This is a genomic window from Clostridium pacaense (assembly GCF_020709765.2).
Classification (GTDB): domain Bacteria; phylum Bacillota; class Clostridia; order Lachnospirales; family Lachnospiraceae; genus Enterocloster; species Enterocloster hominis.
Genome location: NZ_JAJFEB020000002.1, coordinates 21,522 through 42,522, shown reverse-complemented (window position 1 = coordinate 42,522; position 21,001 = coordinate 21,522). Strand labels below are relative to the sequence as shown.

Sequence of the window (21,001 nt, the reverse complement as noted above, 5' to 3'; positions counted from 1 at the left end):
GATGTGAGGGTAGCGCTCTTAGGAAGAAGCTGGATTTAACCTGGATGTGAGGACAGCGATTTCAGGAAAAAGCTGGTTTTACCTGGATGTAGGGACAGCGCTCCATCCGGTCGGATACGCACAGGTTGGCATCAAAATTGCTATTTAAAATTGGCATGAGGCGCAGGCTCCAATAAAAGCGCCTGGCCTCTACGTGCGAATCGAATGAAACGAGGGGGTGTCAGATGGATAAATATCTGATTAGGAAATTGGCGGTATGTCTTGTAGGCTCATTTATATATGCGGCCGGGATAACCGTGGTGAAAGTATGCAATCTGGGGATATCGCCCATTACAAGCGCGCCTTATGCATTTTCCTTTGTAGTGGGCCAGACCCTGGGGACCTGCACCATGTATCTGAATGCAATCCTTTATGTCATCCAGAAGCTGGTGCTGAAAAAAGAGTACACGCTGCGCAAGTTTTTGACCCAGTTCATACTCAGCGCGGTATTTGCAGTGCTGATTGACCTTACGGGAATCATGTTTGGCGGATTCGTGCCCCAATCTTATGGGTTCAGGCTCATATATCTGGTGTTTGGCTGTTTTGTGCTGGCAGTGGGGGTCTGCGGCGTGGTCATGTCTAATTTTGGCATGCTTCCCGGAGAAGGCGTGGCTGTTTGTATACAGCGGGTTACAAAACTGGATTTTGGGATATGCAAGATTATTTTTGACTGTTCCATGGTGGCCCTGGCCCTGGTCATTTCCCTTGTCTTTTTAGGACGGATAGAGGGAGTCAGGGAAGGAACCCTGATATCAGCGGTCATGATAGGCTGGTTTGCCAGGTATGTCGGACGCTTCCTGGGGCCAAGGCTGGCCCTGGTGCTCAACCCGAAGGTGGATGAGAAAACGGTGATGGAAGCGGAAATGGAAATGTGATGGAAGTGTGAAGGAAGCGGAAATGGAAGCGTGATGGAAGTGTGGAGGAAGCGGAAATGGAAGCGTGATGGAAGTGTGAAGGAAGCGGAAATGAAAGCGCAATAAAGCGGAAATGAAAGCGGAAACAAAACCATGATAAAGCTGACGGAGTAAAAAAAGTAATACAAAAAAAGGAGAATAAGATATGATTGAAATGAAAAATACGCCATTTGAAATCCCCACATTTGATTTGACCGGGAAGGTTGCCATAATCACGGGAAGCACCACCGGGCTGGGATATGGCATGGCGGTTGCCTTCTGCGCATACGGCGCCAAGGTGGTGATTAACGGTCTGGAGGAAGAGGACTGCAAACGTGTTTCAGATGAGATTAATGAGATGGGGGGAACCACCATCCCATTTAAAGCAGACGTAAGGAACCGCGCAGAGGTCCAGGCCATGGTCAGTAAGACGGTGGAAACCTTTGGCAGGCTGGATATCATGGTCTGCAACGCCGGAATCGGAATCACGAAACGGATTGTGGAAATGAGCGATGAAGAGTGGGATGAGGTAGTGGACACGGACTTAAAGGGCGTGTTCATCTGTGGCGCTGAAGCTGCCAAGGTCATGATTGAAAAGGAAATCAAGGGAAGGGTCATCAACATTTCTTCCGCAGGCGGCCTGGTTGGAACCAAGAATATCGCGGCATACTGTGCTTCCAAGTCCGGCGTCATAAGCCTTTCCAAGACAGAGGCCATGGAGTGGGGACGCTACGGCATAACGGCCAATGCAATCTGCCCGGGATATGTCCCCACAGCCATTAACGCGGCGCCTCTGGCAATACCAAGGGTACGGGAACAGATCCTGGCCAAGACAGCGTTAAAACGTCTGGGTGAAATCTGGGAAGTGGCGGCAGTGGCCCTTTTCCTGGCGTCGGATGCCTCCAGCATTGTCACGGGCGCTTATATTGCCGCTGATATGGGAACCACATGTAATTAATGTTGGAAATAGTCTCAAGTTAAAGTTCAGGCTGCCGTCAAACAGGTTACGGCAGCCTTTTTGTCAGGAGGGATTATGGCAAAATTATTCGAACCCTTTGTATTGGGGAACCTTACATTAAAAAACAGGATCATCATGGCCGGCATGCACACGGAATTTGGCAGGGACGGATACCTGACGGAGCGGGAGCTGGCCTATTATGAGGAACGGGCCAAGGGCGGCGCAGCGGCCATCGGCGTGGTTGCCAGGGTAAGCCCGGAAGGAGGACCGGAGTCCATGGCAGGGGTATATGACAATACCTTTGAGGCGGGCGTGGGCTGTCTGGCAGAACGGCTCCACCAGCATGACTGCAGGCTTTTCATACACCTGTTCCACATTGGCAGGAACCATGGAAATGATATTCTGGGCAGGCCCCTCCTGGCGCCGTCCGCGGTCCCGTCCCCCATTTACCGCCACATGCCAAAGGAGATGACGGCAGAAGATATAAAGAGGGTAAAGGAGGATTTTGCAGATGCAGCCGCCAGGTGCAGGGCCTGGGGCGCGGATGGGGTGACCGTGAACTGCAGCGCAGGCTATCTGCTGTCCCTGTTTCTGTCCGGTGAAACGAACCAGCGCACGGATGAGTATGGGGGAAGCCAGGAAAACAGGTTCCGTTTCCCCCTGGAAGTGCTTGCCCGGGTCAGGGAAGCGGTTGGAAGGAACTTTCCCGTGCTGGTAAAGATATCCGGCAGCAGCATGCGGGCCAGGGGATACGGACTGAAGGACATGGAGGCATTTTCCTCCAAATTATCAGGACTGGCGGATGCCATTGGCGTCACGGGCGGCTGGCACGAAGCTCCGGTGCCTCAGATTACCTATCAGGTGCCCAGGGGATTCTATTCCTGCCTCAGTTCCTGTATAAAGGAGCATAGCGGTCTGCCTGTCATCTGCTACAACCGCATCAATGACAGGGAGACGGCGGAGCGGATACTTGAGGAGGACAAGGCGGACCTGGTGGCCTGCGGGCGGCCCTTCCTGGCGGATGCAGGCTTTGCAGCGAAAATCCGGGACGGACGTCCCTATCATCCCTGTGTGGGATGCAACCGCGGATGCATGGACCGCATCATCCGGAACCAGGAAGTGCGCTGTATCCAGAACCCGGAACTGGGAAGTGAGTATCAAAAGCTGTCCTCCCTCCCGGCCAGGGAAGGCCGGGTGCTGGTAATCGGCGGGGGCGTGGCAGGCATGGCAGCTGCCAGGTTCCTGGGAGAACGGGGTTATCAGGTTACGCTTAAGGAGAAAAAGGGCCGTCTGGGCGGAGTCCTGGATCAGGTGGCTGCCAGCCCGGGAAAGGAAGGTTTCCTGGGTATTGCAGCTGCCCTGGAATGGGATTTAAGGGCGCTGGGCACACATATTGTCACTGATGCAATGGTGACGGCTGAAGGACTTAAAACGGAGGCGGACCAGTACAGCTTCGTAGTGCTGGCCGCAGGAGGAAAGCCGCGGCGCATGAAGGGTGGAACGGATGCCAAAATCTATCTTGCCCAGGAAGTAATCCAGGGGGATTACAGGCTGTGGAACCGGATGAACTGCGGTCAGACGGTCATCATAGGAGGGGATGCGACCGCCATGGAGACAGCGCTGTTTCTGGCAGGCAAAAGGTGGCTTGAGGACAGCCATCAGGGATTCATGGAACGGTATGTGCCGGACGAGGTGAAGGAACGGTTCCTGCCCTCCGGGACCATCACGCTGATTGAAAAGGAAGAACGGGCCGGGCGCAACCTGGGCGGAACCCGCTTCATCATCATGAATGAACTGAAACAGAACCATATAAAGGTCATGACAGGGACCCGGGTGGTGGAGGCGGGAAATGGATATGTCATTGTGCAGAAAGGAGACAGCCGGGAACGGCTCTGTGCAGATTTTATCATAGAAGCCATGGGGGAGGAACCGGAACAGGCCCTGGCCAGCATCCTGGAGGAAATGCAGAAAGAATTTTATGTGGTTGGGGATGCTGCCGTGACCGCGGATATTGAGACAGCCATACGGGGGGCCTATGAGCTGGCATGCAGTGTATAAAAAAGGTAACAGTTATCCGGCCCGGTGTTTATAAAGTATACATGCCCTGGCCTGAGGGAAGGGAAAAACAGGGTAAAACCCAGCGGTTTTAGGGGATTTTTAAAATAATTGGAATTTGGCAGTATTCTTGCTCTTAATATTGTTGAATAATTAACGATGGTATGAAAGAATAGAATCATGCAGTGTTTCTATCGCACGGGAAACACACAGGAAGATATTTGCATACCTTCAAAAGACAAGGGGGTTATTAGATGGTAAGTATTATAGGTATTCTTCTGGCAGTGGCATTATTGATTTACACCTGCTACAAAGGCATTCCCGCTGTCATTGTGGCGCCCATGGTATCCATCCTGGTCCTGATTACAAGCGGCCTGGATATTGCTTCGGGCATGAGCGGCGCGTACATGGAAGGGATGGCGGGATTCATCCAGAAGTATTTCCTGACCATGTTTACAGGCGCCATATTCGGGGCCATGATGGGGGACAGCGGCGCAGCCAAATCCATCGGCCTTAAGTTCGGCCGGATTGCCAGGAAGTTCCCGGGGAAAGAAAAGCTTATGGCCTTATGGTCCCTGGCAGCGTTATCCTTTATCCTTGGTTATGGCGGCGTCAGCGTATTCGTGGCATTCTTTACCGTAATTGCAGTTGCCAAGGAAATGTTCGAGGAACTGGACGTGCCGTGGAGGCTTTACGGAGTCAACATCTTAGGCGCCGGAGTACTTGCCCTTACCATGGCGCCCGGCTCGCCTTCGGTTAACAATGTAATTGCAGGGGAAGCCCTTGGCACCAATGCAATGGCAGCTCCCATGCTTGGCATCATAGGCTGCCTGATTGCGATTTTCCTGGCCAGCATCTACTTTAAGTGGGAAATCAGGCAGGTTGAGAAAAACCATGAAGGATTCCTGCCCACAGGAGCGGAGATTGCCAAGGTGCAGTTAAAAGTGGCGGATGATGATTTCCAGGAGATGAACATCATCACCTGTCTGATTCCTTCCATTGTACTGATTGTTACGCTGAACGTGTTTAAACAGCCGGTTTATATTGCGGCAACCTTTGGAATCATTGTGGGATACGTTGTTTACTGGAAACGGATGTCCGCTAGGATTGAGACTTTTAAGCGTGGGGCCATGCAGTCCATCAACTCTGTCTGTACCGCATCCATGGTAATTGCTTTTGGTTCCGTTGTAGGCGTTACCAGCGGGTTCGCCCTCATATGCAGCGCCCTGGGCAGGATTCCCGGACCGGGAGAGTTCCAGGTAGTGGTTGCCGTTAACATTGCAGCCGGTGTGGCCGGGTCTTCTGCAGGCGGACTGACCATCGCGCTCAATGCACTGGCAGACCGGTTCATAGGACCGCTTTCAGAAGGCGGGCTTGCCATGAACCCACAGGTAGTGCACAGGATTGCAACCATCTGCTCCGGCGGCCTGGATTCCCTTCCAAGTAATGGAACCATTATTAACGAGCTGACCCAGGCAAGGCTGCCCCACCGTGTGGGATACCGCCCAATGGGGGTTTGTTCGGTTGTCATTCCGTTGATTGTGGCTATCTGTCTTTCGATTATTGCACAATTTGGGATTGTGTAGTTTGGGGTGTATTGGTTTTTGATACAATTATTGAGAAAGGTTTCGATGAACATCTGTAAAGGCAATAGGGGCGGAAGTCTGGTAAGACAGGTTTCCGTCCCTCCTGTTGTATGAGGGCCATCCCACAGGAGGGGGACGATATCGGCGAAAATCCACTTTTAGTTTTTAAAATGTGTTGAAAATGCATAAAAAAGTAGGTATACTATACTTTAGTTGGTAAAAAATTAACAATAAGATGGAATGAAATCACATTGGGGAGAAAAGACTATGTCACTGGAATCTAGGCTGATCACCACGGAGTATTTTAAGGAATGGGATGCGCAGATACTGCTGGAAATCCTGGAGAATGCGGATAATGCAGTGATTGTCATTGACTGCAAGGGCACCGTGGTCTATATCAACCGGTTTTATGCGGAACATATGAACATAAAGCTGGAAAAACTGATGGGAAGGAACCTCTATGACATTGAACCCCAGGCCAAGCTTTTAAGGGTCATGGAAGATGGGGGAGGCCGGGACAACGATGAGGTGGAATATATAAAGTCGTTGAACATAGATTCAGTGGGACTTGCATTTCCCCTGTATGACAGCCGCAAGGAGAAGGTGGGGGCCTGCGCCATCTTTAAGGATGTGACCCAGGTGGTGGAGCTGACCAGGAAGCTCCAGAAGTCCAAGGAGATGGTCCAGTATCTTGCCTCCCAGCTGGAAGCATCGGAGCTGCCCATATCCTTCCAGTCCTATATCAGCCAGAATAAGGACCTGCAGAAAACCCTGAGCCTGGCCGCCAAGGTGGCCAATACCAACTGTACCATTTTGATACAGGGGGAAAGCGGGGTGGGCAAGGAGGTCATGGCCAAGTGCATCCACAATGCCAGCAACCGGAAGGAGCGGCCCATGATTAAGGTCAACTGCGCCTCCATCCCGGAAAACCTGCTGGAAAGCGAACTGTTCGGCTATGAGGAAGGCGCCTTTACCGGGGCCAGGAAAGGCGGGAAGCTGGGCAAGTTCGAGCTTGCCAACAAGGGCACCATCCTTCTGGATGAAATCGGCGATATGAGCCTGACCATGCAGTCCAAGCTTCTGCGCGTGCTCCAGGAAAAGGAACTGGAACGGGTGGGCGGGACCAAGACAATCAAGCTGGATGTGCGGGTCATCGCTGCAACCAACCAAAACCTGGAGGAGATGGTTGAGAAAAATGAATTCCGCAGCGACCTTTATTACAGGCTCCATGTGGTTCCAATCCACATCCCTGCCCTGCGCTGCCGCAGGGAGGATATCATGCCCCTGGTGCGCTATTTCATAGAAAGGAACGGCGGGGACGAGGGCACGGACCTGACGCCGGGCGCTGCCAGGATGCTGGAAGAATACGGCTGGCCGGGCAATGTAAGGGAACTTCAGAATGTGATAGAATATGCGATGATTGTAAAAACAGGCGATATCCTGGAGATAAAGGATTTCCCCCAGTATCTGAGAGGGGACGGGGCAGAGGACAGCCCGGCGGAGGATGGCCCCTGCAGGCTGAAGGACGCAGTGGAACAGCTGGAAAAAAGCATGATAAAGCGCGCGCTGAAAAGGAACAATGGGAACAAAAGCATGGCCATCAATGAACTTGGCCTTTCCCGCAGGTCATTTTATGAAAAGCTGGAGAAGTACGGCTTGAAATAATTGTATAAAAAATATACATATTTAAAAGCGGAATGTATAGTTTTTGCGGAAAATCAAAGAGGCAGGAATGAGGCATGGTGATTTTGGCCTGATTTCTGTCTCTTTTTTATATATTGATCCGTGGACCGCGGTTGGCACAGAATTTGCTCATTAAAAGGGGTAAAAGAATGATAAATATTAGACTAATAATATTCACTTATTCAAGAAAGGATGCAGAGCTATGAAGGTTATTCGTGCAGAAGAAGTAAGCAGGCTGATAAAAGACGGGGACACCATCATGTATACGGGTATTACCCTGGGCGGGTTTGCAGAGGAAGCCCTGGTGGAACTGGAAAAGAGCTTTTTGGAAACAGGACATCCAAGGGACCTGACCATGTACTGGCAGTCAGCGACCGGAAACAGGGGGGACAGGGGGCTTGCCCATGCAGCCCACGAAGGGTTCTTAAAACGCGGGGTGGGCGGACACCTGAACGGATGCGGTCCGGCCATGACGGAATTCAGCCGCGATAATAAAGGCGAGATTTACAATTTCCCACAGGGCGTGATGTCGGTCATGTGCCGTCACATAGCCGCCCACACACCGGGCGTGATTACCAAGATCGGTTTAAAGAGCATGATGGACCCAAGGGTGGACGGCGGTTGCATGAATGAGAAGGCAAAGAACGCCGAACCGCTGGTAGAGCTGATTGAACTTCAGGGAGAGGAGTGGCTCTGGTACAAGCTTCCCAAACTGGACGTGACCTTGATCAGGGGCACGGTTGCGGATACAAAGGGAAATATCTCCTGCTACAAGGAAGGATATAAGCTGGGGCAGTTATCCGCGGCAGAGGCTGCCAGGGCATGCGGCGGCATCGTTATCTGCCAGGTGGAGAATATTGTTGAGGCGGGAAGCATTAAACCAAGGGATGTGATTGTCCCCGGGATCCTGATTGACTATGTGTTCGTATCCAAGCCCGAATATCACTGGCAGACCTCCAAGACCTATTATAATCCTGTATTTTCAGGTGAGATAAGGGTTCCACTGGATGCCATCCCATTTGAAAAGCTCAGCGCCAGGAAGGTAATTGCCAGAAGGGCTGCCATGGAACTGACCAAGGGCGCCATCGTGAACCTGGGTGTGGGCATACCGGAGGCAGTTTCCTCTGTTGCGGCGGAAGAGGGCTGCGGGGATTACATCACCCTTACCACCGAGGCGGGCGGCATTGGCGGGGTTCCTGCCAGCAGCCATGACTTCGGGTGCTGCTGGAATGCGGAGGCCACCATTGAGATGGCGGACGAATTCGACATGTATGACGGCGGCGCCCTGGACCTGGGCGTGCTGGGAGTGCTCCAGGTAGGGCCAAACGGCAATGTGAATGTAAGCAAGCGCAACGGGGAAGGCCTGGGTGTGGGCGGTTTCCTGAATGTGGCGGGAGGCGCCAGCAAGGTGGTGTTCGCGGCAACCTTTACCGGCGGCCTTCATAAAGGGGAAGGCCCTGCCTATGAAATCGGCAACGGCCATATCAAGGTGACGAAAGAAGGGAATTCCAGGAAGTTCGTCAACGAGATAGAGCAGATTTCCTTTAACGGGGAAGCGTCCCTTGAACAGGGCAAGAAAATCATCTATGTGACGGAGCGGTGCGTGTTCGAGCTGGTGAAGGACGGACTCCTTCTTACCGAAATCGCGCCCGGCGTGGACCTTCAGAAGGATATACTGGACCAGATGGATTTTGCACCCATGATAAGCGAGAACCTGGAACAGATGCCTGCAAAGATATTCAATGAAACCTGGGGCGGCCTTAAGGATCTGATGGACAAAGAGTAAGAAAGCATAAAATGAAAGGATACAGGAGGAAAGGGAATGTTCAGCAAAAAACATGAAATGATTCGGAAACTGGCAAGAGAGTTTGCAGAAAATGAAATCGCACCCCTGGCGGCACAGATTGACGAGACAGGGGAGTATCCGGAGGAACTGCGCAGGAAGATCATTGACTGCGGATTCCATGCAATCGTGATTCCCAGGGAATATGGAGGCTGCGGAGGGGATACCGTGGCAGCTACCATCGTGACGGAGGAATTTACAAGGGTGGACGCCAGCGCCTCCACCCAGCTCATGCCCAACTCCCTGTCAGGGGGCGCCCTGATGATGTTCGGCAATGAGGCCCAGAAGCAGAAATACCTCAGGGGAATGGCAGAGGGAAAACTGATCGGCGCATTTGCCATCACGGAGCCTGGCGCGGGTTCTGACACAGCGGCCATCACCACGACCGCGGAAAAGGATGGGGATTACTACATCTTAAACGGCCGCAAGTGCTTCATCACCAACGGCCCCTGCTGTGACTTTGTCACCGTATTTGCCAAGACGGACGTGAACGCCAGGGGCGTGAAGGGAATCAGCGCATTTATCGTGGAGTCGGCCTGGGAAGGCTTTTCAACGGGAGCGGTTGAGAACAAGATGGGCATGCACGGTTCGCCCACCTGTGACCTGATATTTGAAAATGTACGTGTGCCGAAGGAAAACCTGTTAGGCGGGGAAGGGCAGGGCTTTAAAATCTGTATGGCCACCCTGGACTCAGGCCGTATCACCGTGGCTACCCAGGGACTGGGAATTGCCCAGGGCGCACTGGACGAGGCGGTTAAATACGTAAAGGAAAGGGTACAGTTCGGAAAGCCCATTGCCAAGCTTCAGAACACCCAGTTTGAGATTGCAGACATGGCGACCAGGGTGGAATGCGGAAGGCAGCTGGTTTACAATGCGGCCCGTCTTAAGGACGCAGGGCAGCCCTATTCCAAGAATGCGGCCATGGCCAAGTACTACTGCGGCGACCTGTGCAACAACATTGCATACCGTTCCTTACAGCTTCACGGCGGCTATGGCTACATGAAAGATTATCCTATTGAGCGGATGTTCAGGGATGCCAGGCTCGTGGCAATCTACGAGGGCACATCGGAGATTCAGAGGGTGGTAATTGCCAACCATATACTGGGAAAGTAAGAGAAGCATAAGAAGGAGGACACATAATGAAGGTAGTAGTTTGCGCAAAGCAGGTTCCCAATACAAACGAAGTAAAGATTGACCCTGTAAAAGGAACATTAATCAGGGACGGCGTGGAAAGCATCCTGAATCCGGATGATGCCAATGCGCTGGAGGAAGCCCTGAAACTGAAGGATGAATATGAGGATGTGACCGTTACCGTCATTTCCATGGGCCCGCCCCAGGCGGAGGTCATGTTAAGGGAATGCCTGGCCATGGGAGCGGATGAAGCCATCCTTTTAAGCGGAAGGGAATTCGGTGGTTCTGATACATGGGCCACCTCCAATGCCATCTCCGCGGCCATAGAAAAAATAGGGGATTACGATATCATATTCGGAGGACGCCAGGCCATTGACGGGGATACGGCCCAGGTCGGCCCCCAGATTTCAGAAAAGCTTGGGATACCCCAGGTCACATATGTGCAGGACTTTAAACTGGAAGACGGGGCAGTGGTGGTCCAGAGGCAGCTGGAAGACGGATACGAGGTCATCCGGGTGCAGACCCCATGTTTCCTTACCGCTGTAAAGGAACTGAACAAGCCCAGATACATGACCATGAAGGGCATCTATGAGGCATACGACAAGGAAATCACGGTATGGGGATTCGGGGATGTGGATGTCCCACAGGAGAAAGTAGGGCTTAAGTCCTCGCCTACCAGGGTGTTCCGTTCATTTACCCCGGCACCCAAGGGCGCAGGGACCGTGCTTGGCGGGACCCCTAAGGAACAGGTCGCTGCATTGATGGGCTGCCTGAAAGAAAAACACATTATCTAAGTAGGAGGTAAGACATGGACTTAAGTCAATACAGGAATGTTTGGGTATTCGCAGAGCAGAGACAGGGAGTGATTACCCCTGTGGTAAAGGAACTTTTAGGAGAAGGCCGGAAGCTGGCCGGGGAGATAGGAACAGACGTATGCGCCGTCCTTCTGGGTAAGGACATTGGATATCTGGCAAAGGAGCTGATCCGCTTTGGGGCGGATAAGGTATATGTGGCTGATCATCCCCTGCTGGAAAATTATACAACGGACGCATACACCAAGGTAATCACGGATGCCATCCATGAATATAAACCGGAAATCGTGCTTTACGGCGCAACCCATATCGGCCGTGACCTGGCGCCAAGGATTGCGGCCAGGGTGAATACGGGACTGACCGCGGATTGTACCAAGCTGGACATTGACCCTGAGGACAAAAAAATCATGCAGACCCGTCCCGCCTTTGGCGGCAACCTGATGGCCACCATCGTCTGCCCGGAACACCGTCCCCAGATGTCAACGGTGCGCCCCGGCGTCATGCAGAAGCTGGAGCCGGACGACAGCCGCCAGGGCCAGGTGGTGGATGTGGATGTTGAGCTGTCAGAAGCCGATATCAGGACAAAGGTACTTGAAATCGTGAAGAGCGCCAAGGAAATCGTATCCCTTACGGACGCGGACGTCATTGTATCCGGGGGACGCGGCTTGGGAAGTCCCGAGGGGTTTGCGGTCATTAAGAAGCTGGCCGACGTGATGGGCGGCGTTGTAGGGGCTTCCAGGGCGGCTGTGGATGCTGGCTGGATTGATCATTCCCATCAGGTAGGACAGACCGGCACCACGGTAAAACCGAAGATTTATGTTGCGTGCGGCATATCCGGCGCAATCCAGCACTTGGCAGGAATGCAGTCATCTGATATCATTATAGCAATAAACAAGAACCCAAGGGCTCCTATTTTCGAGGTGGCTGATTACGGCCTGGTAGGGGACCTGTATGAAATTGTCCCTATGATGGCGGAAGCGTTTGCAAATGAAAAAAACATATGATGATGGAAGCAGAGCTGAATATTTAAAAAAACACTGGGATGACATCATGGAACATCAGACGTTCTGTGATGTGTTCGCAGAGACAGCAGCACAATACCCTGACAGGACCGCCGTCCATGCGGACGGCAGGTCCGTGACCTACAGGGAACTCTTAAGGTGGTCTAATGCGGCTGCCGGCCGTCTTCTGAAAGACGGCGCTGTTAAGGAAGAAATCATTGCCGTAAACACAGGAAGGACCGCGGAAACCATTGCCGGTATCCTGGGTATTTGGAAGGCAGGCTGTGCATATGTATATCTGGACAGGGCCTATCCAAAGGAAAGGAGTGAGAACATCATAAAGGAGTGCCGGTGCCGCTTCATCCTGGACAGCCGGTGGTGGGAGGAGATGGACAGGGAAATAATCCTGCCGGATATTAACTTATCTGAGAGGAACTGCCTGGCCCTGCTTATCTATACTTCAGGTTCCACCGCAAAGCCCAAGGGTGTCATGCTGGAACACCGGAACGTGATGGCCTCCGCCTATAACTTCACTGTGTTTGAAACAAGGCCCCATGAACGGTTCGGGGTATTCCCCGGATTCGGGTTCGTGGCCGCGGTAAGCGATATATTTTCAACCTTAGCGGTCGGGGCAGCTAATTATATCATTCCGGGAACCATACGGAAGAATATAGTTGAATTAGAAAAATTTTACAGAATGCATGGGATATGTATCACATTCCTTCCACCGCACATGGCCAGGAAGCTTCTGGCCATGAATCTGGAGGGAATCCCGCTCAGGCTGCTGCTGGTGGGCAGCGAGCCTGTGCGCAATCTGGATATAAGCAAGGCTCCATTTTGCATCTTTAACGTGTATGGGGCTTCTGAGATGTGTTCCATGATATCCCACTATGAGATAAGGGATGCGGGAGGGAAGTCCGTGTATCCGGTGGGGATGCTGAATCATGGACTAAGGGGATATATTACGGATGAAGAGGGGAATCCGGTCCGTCCCGGTGAACCCGGTGAACTGTGGCTGTCCGGCCATCAGGTGAGCCGGGGCTATTACGGCCTGCCTGAAATGACGCATGCCCATTATGTTCCGAATCCATTTTCACAGGAAACGGGCCATGAGCGGGTATTCAAGACCAACGATATCCTGAGGGAGCTTCCGGACGGGAACCTCCAGTATGTGTGCCGTAAGGATAATATGTTTAAGATCCGTGGGTTCCGGGTGGAGTCCGGGGCTGTGGAGACAGCCATCCTGGAATGCGGGGATGTGAAGGAAGCAGTGGTCAGGGCGTTTATGGACGACGGCGGCTGCAATATCCTCTGCGGATATTTTACGGCGGACCATAAGGTGGATGTAAAGGAACTGAAGGGAAAGCTGGCGGATAAGATACCGTATTACATGATTCCCACCTGTCTGATACAGCTTGAGGCATTTCCAAGGAACATGAATTCAAAGATTGACAGGAAGGCCATCCTGCCGCCTGCGGAACTGAACGACCATAAGCTTCTGGAAGAGTTGTATTGAAAACCGCCCGCGCAGGGCGGGGAGGCGGATTCCGGACCGTAAGCCGTCTGTCCTACAGGAACAGACAGTCCCCCACCCCCATGTAAACCGTTTCCAGCTCCCCGTCCTCTTCCATGGCCCTGCAGAACCCCTCTCCTGAGCAATGGTTGAACCCCAGCAGCCGGATACCCATCCCTTTTATCTCAGCAATGGTCTTAGCAATCCGCTCCGGGCCGGCCTTTACCAGGTGGGTACCGCCGATTACGGCCCGGATGGGCTGGCTGAACCGTTCCCTGACCGTGTCCAGTATATTAAGGATTCCGGGATGACTGCATCCCACAATCACAATCAATTTCCCATTTTCTTCCAGAATAAGGCATATCTCATCCTGAAAATAATCCTGTACCCATGTGCCCTGCTCCCGCAGGACAAACCGTTTTGGGATTGTCTCAAAGGCGCGCCGCCTGCCAATCCCGCCCATGACCCAGCAGCCCTGGGCCAGGGGAACCAGACCGTCACATTCCATGTGGCGGATTTTGTTTTCTTTTAAAAATGCCGCGTCAAAACCGGTTCCCAGGCAGGCGGCCTTGGTTTTGCCGAGGGAATATTTTTCGGAAAAGAATCCTTTTCCTGTTGCCAGCGGGCATGACAGGCCATTCTTTACAAATTCCCGGTATCCGCCTCCATGGTCATAGTGTCCGTGGCTGCACACCCCGTAGTCAATCCGCTCCGGACGGATGTTCAGACGGACTGCATTTTCATAGGTGTGTTTCCCCTGCCCAAAGTCAAAGAGTATGCTGGTGTATCCTGTTTCTATGTACAGGGAAAGCCCGTGCTCGGCTGTCAGGTCTTTCCTCTCACCATTCTGGTTATCCATCAGTGCCACAATCCGGATGTTCCCCATCTTTTTATCCTCCTAAAGCTAATGTGCTTATAATGATCCTGATATGATTATATCATGGCATCCGCGTCTGGCAAGCATATATGCCCCATCCTTCTTTTGGCATATGAGGAAGGAGACTGGCATTGTAACAGAAATTCCCACAATATTTCAAGAAAAAAGTAAGGAAAACCTTGATATATTATGTTAGAATAGGTATTAAGCCACGGTGCGGCATAAAACAGGTGCCGTCCGGCATACATATAAGTTAACGTAAGAGGAGGGGACGTCATGCCCGATATTAATATTCTGGTTGTAGATGATGAAAAAGAGATTGCGGATCTGATTGAAATATATCTTGTCAGCGATGGTTATAAAGTGTTTAAGGCGGAGAACGCTGCAAGGGGGCTGGAGATCCTTGCCAAGGAGGATATCCATCTGGTGCTCCTGGATATCATGATGCCTGGAATGAACGGACTGGAGATGTGCAAGAAGATCAGGGAGAACAATAACATCCCCATCATCATGCTCAGCGCCAAGTCCACGGACCTGGACAAGATACTGGGGCTGGGAACCGGGGCGGACGACTATGTGGTGAAGCCGTTCAACCCGCTGGAACTGACGGCCAGGGTCAAGTCCCACCTGCGCCGCTATACCCAGCTCAACCCCAACAGCGCCTCCCAGGACAAGGCCAACAATGAAATCACCATCAAGGGAATGATCATCAATAAGGATAACCACAAGGTGATTGTGGACGATGAGGAGATTAAGCTTACCCCCATTGAATTTGATATCCTGTATCTTCTGGCATCCAATCCGGGCAAGGTATTCAGCACGGATGAGATTTTTGAACGTGTATGGAATGAGAAGGTTTATGAGGCCAACAACACGGTCATGGTACATATCAGACGCCTGAGGGGCAAGATGAAGGAAGACACCAGACAGAATAAAATCATCACCACGGTGTGGGGAGTAGGATACAAAATTGAAAAGTGATATGAACAGGCGTTACCACACGCGGGTCATAACCAATATCATATACAGCGCCATTATTTCCTGTCTGGTGGAGATATTCCTGGTGACCAATGTTTCCATGATTGCCAGGTACATGGAGGAGTCGGGAAGGATGAACGGCCTAATCCAGGCGGTGCTCGGCTACCATGTGGCGGTGGTGCTGGTCTATGTCATATCCGGCCTGGTGCTGTTTGCGGTGACGTTCATGATCCTTCAGGAACCGTATATCCGCTATATCAGTAAGATTTCCGATGCGGTCCAGAGCATTTCCGAGGGGAACCTGAACACCACCATTGATGTGATTGGCGATGATGAGTTTTCCAGCATGGCAGCCAACCTGAATAAGATGGTGGAGGATATCCAGGTGCTGATGGACAAGGAGCGGGAATCCGAGCGCACCAAGAATGAGCTGATAACCAATGTGGCCCATGACCTGAGGACGCCGCTGACCTCCATCATCGGATATCTGGAGCTGCTGGCAGGCAATACCAAGATACCTGCGGACATGCAGCACAAGTACATAGAGATTGCCTACGGCAAGGCAAGGCGCCTGGAAAAACTGATAGAAGACCTGTTTGGGTTTACAAAGCTTAATTACGGCAAGATTTCCATGCATGTGGCGCAGGTGGACGTGGTGAAGCTCCTGGGACAGCTTCTGGAAGAGGCCTATCCGAATTTTGTGGAAAAGAACCTGTCCTACGACCTTCAGAGCAACATCCCGGCCAAGATCATCACGGCGGACGGCAACCTCCTGGCCCGGCTGTTCGATAACCTGATTGGCAATGCCATCAAGTACGGGGCGGACGGAAAGCGGGTGCTGGTGAAGATCCATGGGGATGATGATGTGGTGACGGTTTCCGTGACCAACTATGGATATGTGATCCCGCCGGACGAGCTTCCGCTGATTTTTAATAAGTTTTACCGTGTGGAGCAGTCGCGCTCCAGCAGCACGGGAGGCACCGGGCTGGGACTGGCGATTGCAAAAGAGATTGTGGATATGCATGGAGGCACCATCCAGGTGGCCAGTGATTTAAACGGAACCGTGTTCACCGTGAAGCTGCAGGTGCATTTTGATATCAACAAAGAGAATTTCGGAACAATCAGCTGACATTAATGGAGAATACAATGAGGACTTGTAATATGAGGATATTTCCCAGGAATATGAAAAGGGCGCTGAAAAGCTCCCTTTTTGGCTTACTGCTGGCTGCCGCCATGACGGTCCAGGCCTTTGGGGCGGACATCCAGGTAATGGATGGGATGACGGATATGACGGCAGACGGCACAGGGGCAGGGCAGTACGGGGAGCCGGGGCAGGGTACGGATGGAACCGGGGAACTGACGGACGCCCCTGTCACCCTTGATGTGGTTTACGGGTATAAGAATATTGCCAAGAGCGGACGTTTCCTTCCGCTGCACATGGAACTGGGCAATCGGACGGACCAGGTATTTAAGGGGACGCTGTGCGTGCTGGCCATGGAGAGCGACATGCAGGGCTATTCCATGGACATGGACTACGATGTCTACCGTTACGAGTATCCGGTGGAAATCCCGGCCATGGGCAGCCTCACGCAGATGCGCAGCGTGTCCTTGGGCAACCGGGTGGATCAGATGTATATCCGTCTTCTGGATGAATCCGGAAAGGAAGTGACGCGCAAGCGCCTGAAGCTGAACCTGAATAAGGACACTGCCGAGCTTTTTATCGGCGTGCTCAGTGACAACCCGGAGAAGCTTCTGTACATGGGAGGCGCAGGCATTAATTACAGCACACTGCGCACCAGGTCCATAGAGATGACCGCGGCATCCCTTCCCTCCAGTGAACTGGGGCTGGACCAGCTGGACGTGCTCCTGATAACGGACTTTGATACGGGAAGCCTGTCAGGGCAGCAGGTTACGGCTGTGTGGGAATGGGTCCAGAAGGGCGGCGTCCTGCTCATTGGGACGGGTGGACGCGGGGAGGAGACACTCCGCGCATTTGCCGGCGAGATCCTGGAACAGCCGGTGCCGCAGCCGGACCAGTATGTGATTAACATGGGAGTGGAATATGCGGTAGACGGGCCGGAGGGCGCGTCCATTCCCCTGACCTGTACCGAGGTGTGGCTCAAAGGCGGGAGCGAGGTGCTGGCCAGCGACGAACTGTCCGTGATTTCATCCGTGTCCGTGGGTAAGGGAATGGTGGCCGTGTCCATGTATGATTTTGTGGACATAGAGGGGTTCTGCCAGGACAACATTTCCTATATTGACCATCTTTTCACCAGCCTGCTGGGGGAGAACCGGATCAATTCCCTGAGCAGCGGCATGGACGGAAGCACATCCAGCCTGTATTGGTCCGTCCAGTCCCTGATTAACACGGGGAATCTGAGCAAGATCCCAAAGGTAGGGCTGTATGTGACCCTGGCCATTGCCTATGTGGTGCTGGCAGGGCCGGGCTTATATTTCTTCATGAAGCACCGGGGGATGCTCCGGTACTACCAGCCCTCCGTGGCAGTCCTTTCCCTGTGCTGTACCGGAATGGTGCTTCTCATGGGAATGACCACCAGGTTCACAGGGCCATTCTTTACCTACGCATCCATTAAAGATACGGACACGGACAATGTGTCTGAGACCACCTTCATCAACATGAGGGCGCCCTATAACAAGTCCTATTCCGTGAAGCTGAACCCGGAGTATACGCTTTACCCCCTGACAGGCAATACATACTACAGTATGTCACCCATACCGAAGTTCACGGGCGAGGAGGAGCCTTCCATTACCATCCATTACGGCGATGAGGATACCGGGATCCGGTCTGATAACGTGGGGGCGTTCAACTCCAAGTTCTTCATGCTGGAACGCCATATGGAGAATGATAAGAAGGAAGGATTCACCGGCAATATAAATTCCTTTGATGGTAAGGTGACAGGGACCCTGACCAACCACTACGGCCAGGCGGTTGAGGATGTGGCGGTGCTCCTTTACAACCAGATGATATTCGTGGGGCACATGGACCCGGGCGAGACCGTGGAACTGGATGACCTCAAGACTCTCTACGGGGCCACCAACTTCGGGTATGCCATGGCGGAACAGATTACAGGGGCTTCACGGTATAAGGAAGATAAGGATATCGAGGATACAGCCTACGTGGAGGCGCTGGAGAGGACCAACCTGCTGTCCTTTTATATGGGCAACTACCTGACCGGCTACCATTCGGAGGCCAGGATCGTGGCGTTCAGCAAGGACAAGGAAGAGACAGGGTTCCTGCGGTCCTCCGGCTATGAGACTTACGGGACAACCCTCCTGACGTCATCCGTTGATGTGAATTATGAAAAGGACGGCATGGTATACCAGTCAGCCATGCAGAAGCAGCCCAACGTGCTGTCCGGCGAATACTATGCGCAGAACAATACCATGTACGGCCTGACGCCTGTGATGCTGGAATATTACCTGGGCAACAATATAGAGGTGGATAAGCTGGATTTCTACCACTTAAGCGACGAGGTGGCGGAGAGCATGCGCTACTATTACACGGTTCCGTTCAGCGGCAAGATGTATTTCTATAACTATAATACGGGAAATTACGATTCCATGGACACGGGCGTTACGGAATTTGACAGGGACATGCTGGAGCCGTACCTGTCGCCCGGCAATACGCTGACGGTCAAGTATGTGTATGATTCCTCAGGCGACTATACCTGGAATATCATGCTGCCTGTCCTGGCTGTCACAGGGAGGAGTAAATAATGCTGGAGATTAAAGGATTACACAAGATATACGGCAAATACCACGCATTGAGCGGCCTGGACATGAACGTGGCAACAGGGGCGCTGTACGGGTTCGTGGGACCTAACGGCGCGGGAAAGACAACCACCATCAAGATAATGACAGGCCTTCTTCCGGCGGAAGAGGGAAAGATTACCATAGACGGCATAGACGCCCTCTCAAACCTGAAGGCCCTGAAGGCCAGGATTGGATATGTGCCTGACTTTTTCGGCGTATATGATAACCTGACCGTGTCGGAGTACATGGAATTTTTCGCATCCTGCCATCATATGGACGGACTGGTGGCAAGGAAACGCTACACCGCCCTGTTGGAGCAGGTGGGCCTGGAAGACAAGCTGGACTTTTATGTGGACGGCCTTTCCAGAGGAATGAAACAAAGGCTCTGCCTTGCCAGGGCATTGATTCATGACCCGTCCATACTGATACTGGATGAACCCACCTCGGGCCTGGACCCAAGGACCAGGTTTGAGTTTAAGGAAATACTGTCCGAACTGCAGGAAAGCGGCAAGACCATTGTGATCAGTTCCCACGTGCTGTCCGAACTGTCCGAGCTGTGTACGGATATCGGCATCATCGACCAGGGCAGGATGGTGCTGGAGGGGAATATCGACGATATCCTGTCCAGGGTCAATACCTCCAATCCCCTTGTCATATCCGTGTTCAGCAATGTGGAGAAGGCCCTGGCTATCTTGAAGAGCCACCCCTGCGTGCAGACCATCTCCCTGAGGGAACAGGACATCTGCGTGCGTTTTTCAGGGGATGCCCAGGATGAGGCGCTGCTGCTGCAGCAATTGATTGACAGCGACGTGCTGGTCAACGGGTTTACCAGGGAAAAGGGAAGCCTGGAATCCGTGTTCATGCAGCTGACGGAACATGAAGAAGAAAGGGTGGTGTTGTCCTATGATGCGGAATCCGGTTTTTAGCCGTGAGATGAAGGTTGGCTCAAGAAGCGTGAGGCTGCCTTTGATCATTCTCCTTTTTAACGGTATCCTGTCCCTGGTAACGCTTCTCAACATGTATTCCGCCGTGGCCCAGGTCAGGACCACGGCCGCCATACAGTACAGCAGTTTCATGAATATGTATGAGTTTGTCACCACCATTGAATTCATCCTGCTGATGTTCATCGTGCCGGCCGTGACAGCGGCCAGTATCAGCGGGGAGAGGGAGAGGCAGACCCTGGAGCTGATGCTTACCACCCAGATGACGGCTTCCCAGGTGGTGTTCGGCAAACTGATGAGCGCCCTCAGCACACTGCTTCTGCTGATTGTGTCCAGCTTTCCGTCCGTTGCCATGGTATTTGTCTATGGCGGGATTACCTGGACAGATGCAGTATCGCTGCTTCTCTGCTATATAACGGTGGCGTTTTTTGCGGGCAGCCTGGGAATCTGCTTTTCAGCCCTGTTCAAGCGCTCCACCATTTCCACGGTGGTGACTTACGGCGTGCTGGTGGCCGTGGTGGCAGGGACGTATTTCATCAATAAGTTCACCCTGTCCCTGTCAGCCATGAACATAAATAATACGGCGGCAGCCTATGGGTTCGGGGAAAATGCGGTTAAGCCCACGTCCGGCGGTTTCTTCTATCTGCTGCTTTTGAACCCGGCGTCCACGTTCCTTGCCATCCTCAACGGACAGGCAGGAGGGAATACGCCCTTAAGCAAGCTTAAGAGTTCCTTTGGCATGACGGCCACTAATTTTGTTACGGAGAACTGGGTTATTGTGAGTATCCTGATCCAGCTGGCGCTGGCAGCGCTTCTGATCTATATCGCGGTCAGATGCGTGGAGCCTGTGAAGCGCAGGCGCAGGGGCAATAAGCATAAATAATAAGATTGAATGATTGGATTTCAGGAAAGGGGTA

General features: G+C 52.6%; 16 protein-coding genes. 15 read left to right on the top strand and 1 reads right to left on the bottom strand.

Annotated features, from left to right (window positions below):
- Positions 1 to 224: 224 nt before the first annotated feature.
- The 10 genes from LK536_RS33800 to LK536_RS33755 all read left to right on the top strand — a co-directional run bounded on the left by LK536_RS33800 (position 225) and on the right by LK536_RS33755 (position 13,517).
- A complete protein-coding gene (locus LK536_RS33800; RefSeq protein ID WP_050927356.1) occupies positions 225 to 914 on the top strand; it encodes a YczE/YyaS/YitT family protein in 690 nt (229 codons plus the stop codon).
- Positions 915 to 1,098: 184 nt separating this feature from the next.
- Complete coding sequence (locus tag LK536_RS33795; protein ID WP_227794533.1) at positions 1,099 to 1,890, top strand: SDR family NAD(P)-dependent oxidoreductase; 792 nt, start codon at positions 1,099 to 1,101, stop codon at positions 1,888 to 1,890.
- A gap of 75 nt (positions 1,891 to 1,965) precedes the next feature.
- Entirely contained in the window at positions 1,966 to 3,948 is a 1,983-nt protein-coding gene (locus tag LK536_RS33790) for an oxidoreductase (RefSeq protein ID WP_227794532.1), read from the top strand.
- 251 nt (positions 3,949 to 4,199) lie between these two features.
- Positions 4,200 to 5,531, top strand: coding sequence for a GntP family permease (locus LK536_RS33785; RefSeq protein ID WP_227794531.1), 1,332 nt, complete (start codon positions 4,200 to 4,202; stop codon positions 5,529 to 5,531).
- 267 nt (positions 5,532 to 5,798) lie between these two features.
- Positions 5,799 to 7,196, top strand: coding sequence for a sigma-54 interaction domain-containing protein (locus LK536_RS33780; protein ID WP_025484257.1), 1,398 nt, complete (start codon positions 5,799 to 5,801; stop codon positions 7,194 to 7,196).
- A gap of 220 nt (positions 7,197 to 7,416) precedes the next feature.
- The gene (locus LK536_RS33775) at positions 7,417 to 9,000 is read left to right on the top strand and encodes an acyl CoA:acetate/3-ketoacid CoA transferase (RefSeq protein ID WP_008724100.1); all 1,584 of its coding nucleotides are present in this window, start codon (positions 7,417 to 7,419) and stop codon (positions 8,998 to 9,000) included.
- A gap of 36 nt (positions 9,001 to 9,036) precedes the next feature.
- Positions 9,037 to 10,170: an acyl-CoA dehydrogenase family protein gene (locus LK536_RS33770; RefSeq protein WP_008724102.1), complete on the top strand. Its 1,134-nt coding sequence runs from the start codon at positions 9,037 to 9,039 to the stop codon at positions 10,168 to 10,170.
- Between the two features lie 26 nt (positions 10,171 to 10,196).
- Positions 10,197 to 10,982, top strand: a complete 786-nt coding sequence (gene etfB / locus LK536_RS33765; protein WP_008724105.1) for an electron transfer flavoprotein subunit beta — start codon at positions 10,197 to 10,199, stop codon at positions 10,980 to 10,982.
- Positions 10,983 to 10,996: 14 nt separating this feature from the next.
- Entirely contained in the window at positions 10,997 to 12,004 is a 1,008-nt protein-coding gene (locus LK536_RS33760) for an electron transfer flavoprotein subunit alpha/FixB family protein (RefSeq protein WP_227794530.1), read from the top strand.
- Between the two features lie 46 nt (positions 12,005 to 12,050).
- Positions 12,051 to 13,517, top strand: coding sequence for an amino acid adenylation domain-containing protein (locus LK536_RS33755; RefSeq protein ID WP_227794529.1), 1,467 nt, complete (start codon positions 12,051 to 12,053; stop codon positions 13,515 to 13,517).
- A gap of 52 nt (positions 13,518 to 13,569) precedes the next feature.
- On the opposite strand, the gene LK536_RS33750 is transcribed toward LK536_RS33755, so the two are convergent.
- Positions 13,570 to 14,400, bottom strand: a complete 831-nt coding sequence (locus tag LK536_RS33750; RefSeq protein WP_227794528.1) for an MBL fold metallo-hydrolase — start codon at positions 14,398 to 14,400, stop codon at positions 13,570 to 13,572.
- Positions 14,401 to 14,667: 267 nt separating this feature from the next.
- Here LK536_RS33750 and LK536_RS33745 point away from each other — a divergent pair, with 267 nt between their 5' ends.
- The 5 genes from LK536_RS33745 to LK536_RS33725 are packed head-to-tail and all read left to right on the top strand — an operon-like array spanning position 14,668 to position 20,967.
- Positions 14,668 to 15,372 (top strand): response regulator transcription factor, encoded by a 705-nt coding sequence (locus tag LK536_RS33745; RefSeq protein ID WP_008724114.1) that lies wholly within the window; start codon positions 14,668 to 14,670, stop codon positions 15,370 to 15,372.
- Positions 15,362 to 16,498 carry a sensor histidine kinase gene (locus tag LK536_RS33740; RefSeq protein ID WP_008724116.1) on the top strand — a complete coding sequence of 379 codons (1,137 nt, stop codon included), beginning with the start codon at positions 15,362 to 15,364 and terminating at the stop codon, positions 16,496 to 16,498. Before LK536_RS33745 ends, LK536_RS33740 begins: the two co-directional genes overlap by 11 nt.
- A 17-nt stretch (positions 16,499 to 16,515) precedes the next feature.
- The gene (locus tag LK536_RS33735; protein ID WP_227794527.1) at positions 16,516 to 19,107 is read left to right on the top strand and encodes a DUF8725 domain-containing protein; all 2,592 of its coding nucleotides are present in this window, start codon (positions 16,516 to 16,518) and stop codon (positions 19,105 to 19,107) included.
- A complete protein-coding gene (locus LK536_RS33730; RefSeq protein ID WP_008724120.1) occupies positions 19,107 to 20,069 on the top strand; it encodes an ABC transporter ATP-binding protein in 963 nt (320 codons plus the stop codon). Before LK536_RS33735 ends, LK536_RS33730 begins: the two co-directional genes overlap by 1 nt.
- Positions 20,020 to 20,967 (top strand): ABC transporter permease subunit, encoded by a 948-nt coding sequence (locus tag LK536_RS33725; protein WP_506092077.1) that lies wholly within the window; start codon positions 20,020 to 20,022, stop codon positions 20,965 to 20,967. The genes LK536_RS33730 and LK536_RS33725 overlap by 50 nt, the downstream gene beginning before the upstream one ends.
- Positions 20,968 to 21,001: the final 34 nt, after the last annotated feature.

Excerpts from the sequence above, each read along its gene's own strand:
- LK536_RS33800 (WP_050927356.1), top strand. The coding sequence starts at position 225 with ATGGATAAATATCTGATTAGGAAATTGGCGGTATGTCTTGTAGGCTCA.
- LK536_RS33795 (WP_227794533.1), top strand. The coding sequence starts at position 1,099 with ATGATTGAAATGAAAAATACGCCATTTGAAATCCCCACATTTGATTTG.
- LK536_RS33790 (WP_227794532.1), top strand. The coding sequence starts at position 1,966 with ATGGCAAAATTATTCGAACCCTTTGTATTGGGGAACCTTACATTAAAA.
- LK536_RS33785 (WP_227794531.1), top strand. The coding sequence starts at position 4,200 with ATGGTAAGTATTATAGGTATTCTTCTGGCAGTGGCATTATTGATTTAC.
- LK536_RS33780 (WP_025484257.1), top strand. The coding sequence starts at position 5,799 with ATGTCACTGGAATCTAGGCTGATCACCACGGAGTATTTTAAGGAATGG.
- LK536_RS33775 (WP_008724100.1), top strand. The coding sequence starts at position 7,417 with ATGAAGGTTATTCGTGCAGAAGAAGTAAGCAGGCTGATAAAAGACGGG.
- LK536_RS33770 (WP_008724102.1), top strand. The coding sequence starts at position 9,037 with ATGTTCAGCAAAAAACATGAAATGATTCGGAAACTGGCAAGAGAGTTT.
- etfB (WP_008724105.1), top strand. The coding sequence starts at position 10,197 with ATGAAGGTAGTAGTTTGCGCAAAGCAGGTTCCCAATACAAACGAAGTA.
- LK536_RS33760 (WP_227794530.1), top strand. The coding sequence starts at position 10,997 with ATGGACTTAAGTCAATACAGGAATGTTTGGGTATTCGCAGAGCAGAGA.
- LK536_RS33755 (WP_227794529.1), top strand. The coding sequence starts at position 12,051 with ATGGAACATCAGACGTTCTGTGATGTGTTCGCAGAGACAGCAGCACAA.
- LK536_RS33750 (WP_227794528.1), bottom strand. The coding sequence starts at position 14,400 with ATGGGGAACATCCGGATTGTGGCACTGATGGATAACCAGAATGGTGAG.
- LK536_RS33745 (WP_008724114.1), top strand. The coding sequence starts at position 14,668 with ATGCCCGATATTAATATTCTGGTTGTAGATGATGAAAAAGAGATTGCG.
- LK536_RS33735 (WP_227794527.1), top strand. The coding sequence starts at position 16,516 with ATGAGGACTTGTAATATGAGGATATTTCCCAGGAATATGAAAAGGGCG.
- LK536_RS33730 (WP_008724120.1), top strand. The coding sequence starts at position 19,107 with ATGCTGGAGATTAAAGGATTACACAAGATATACGGCAAATACCACGCA.
- LK536_RS33725 (WP_506092077.1), top strand. The coding sequence starts at position 20,020 with ATGAAGAAGAAAGGGTGGTGTTGTCCTATGATGCGGAATCCGGTTTTT.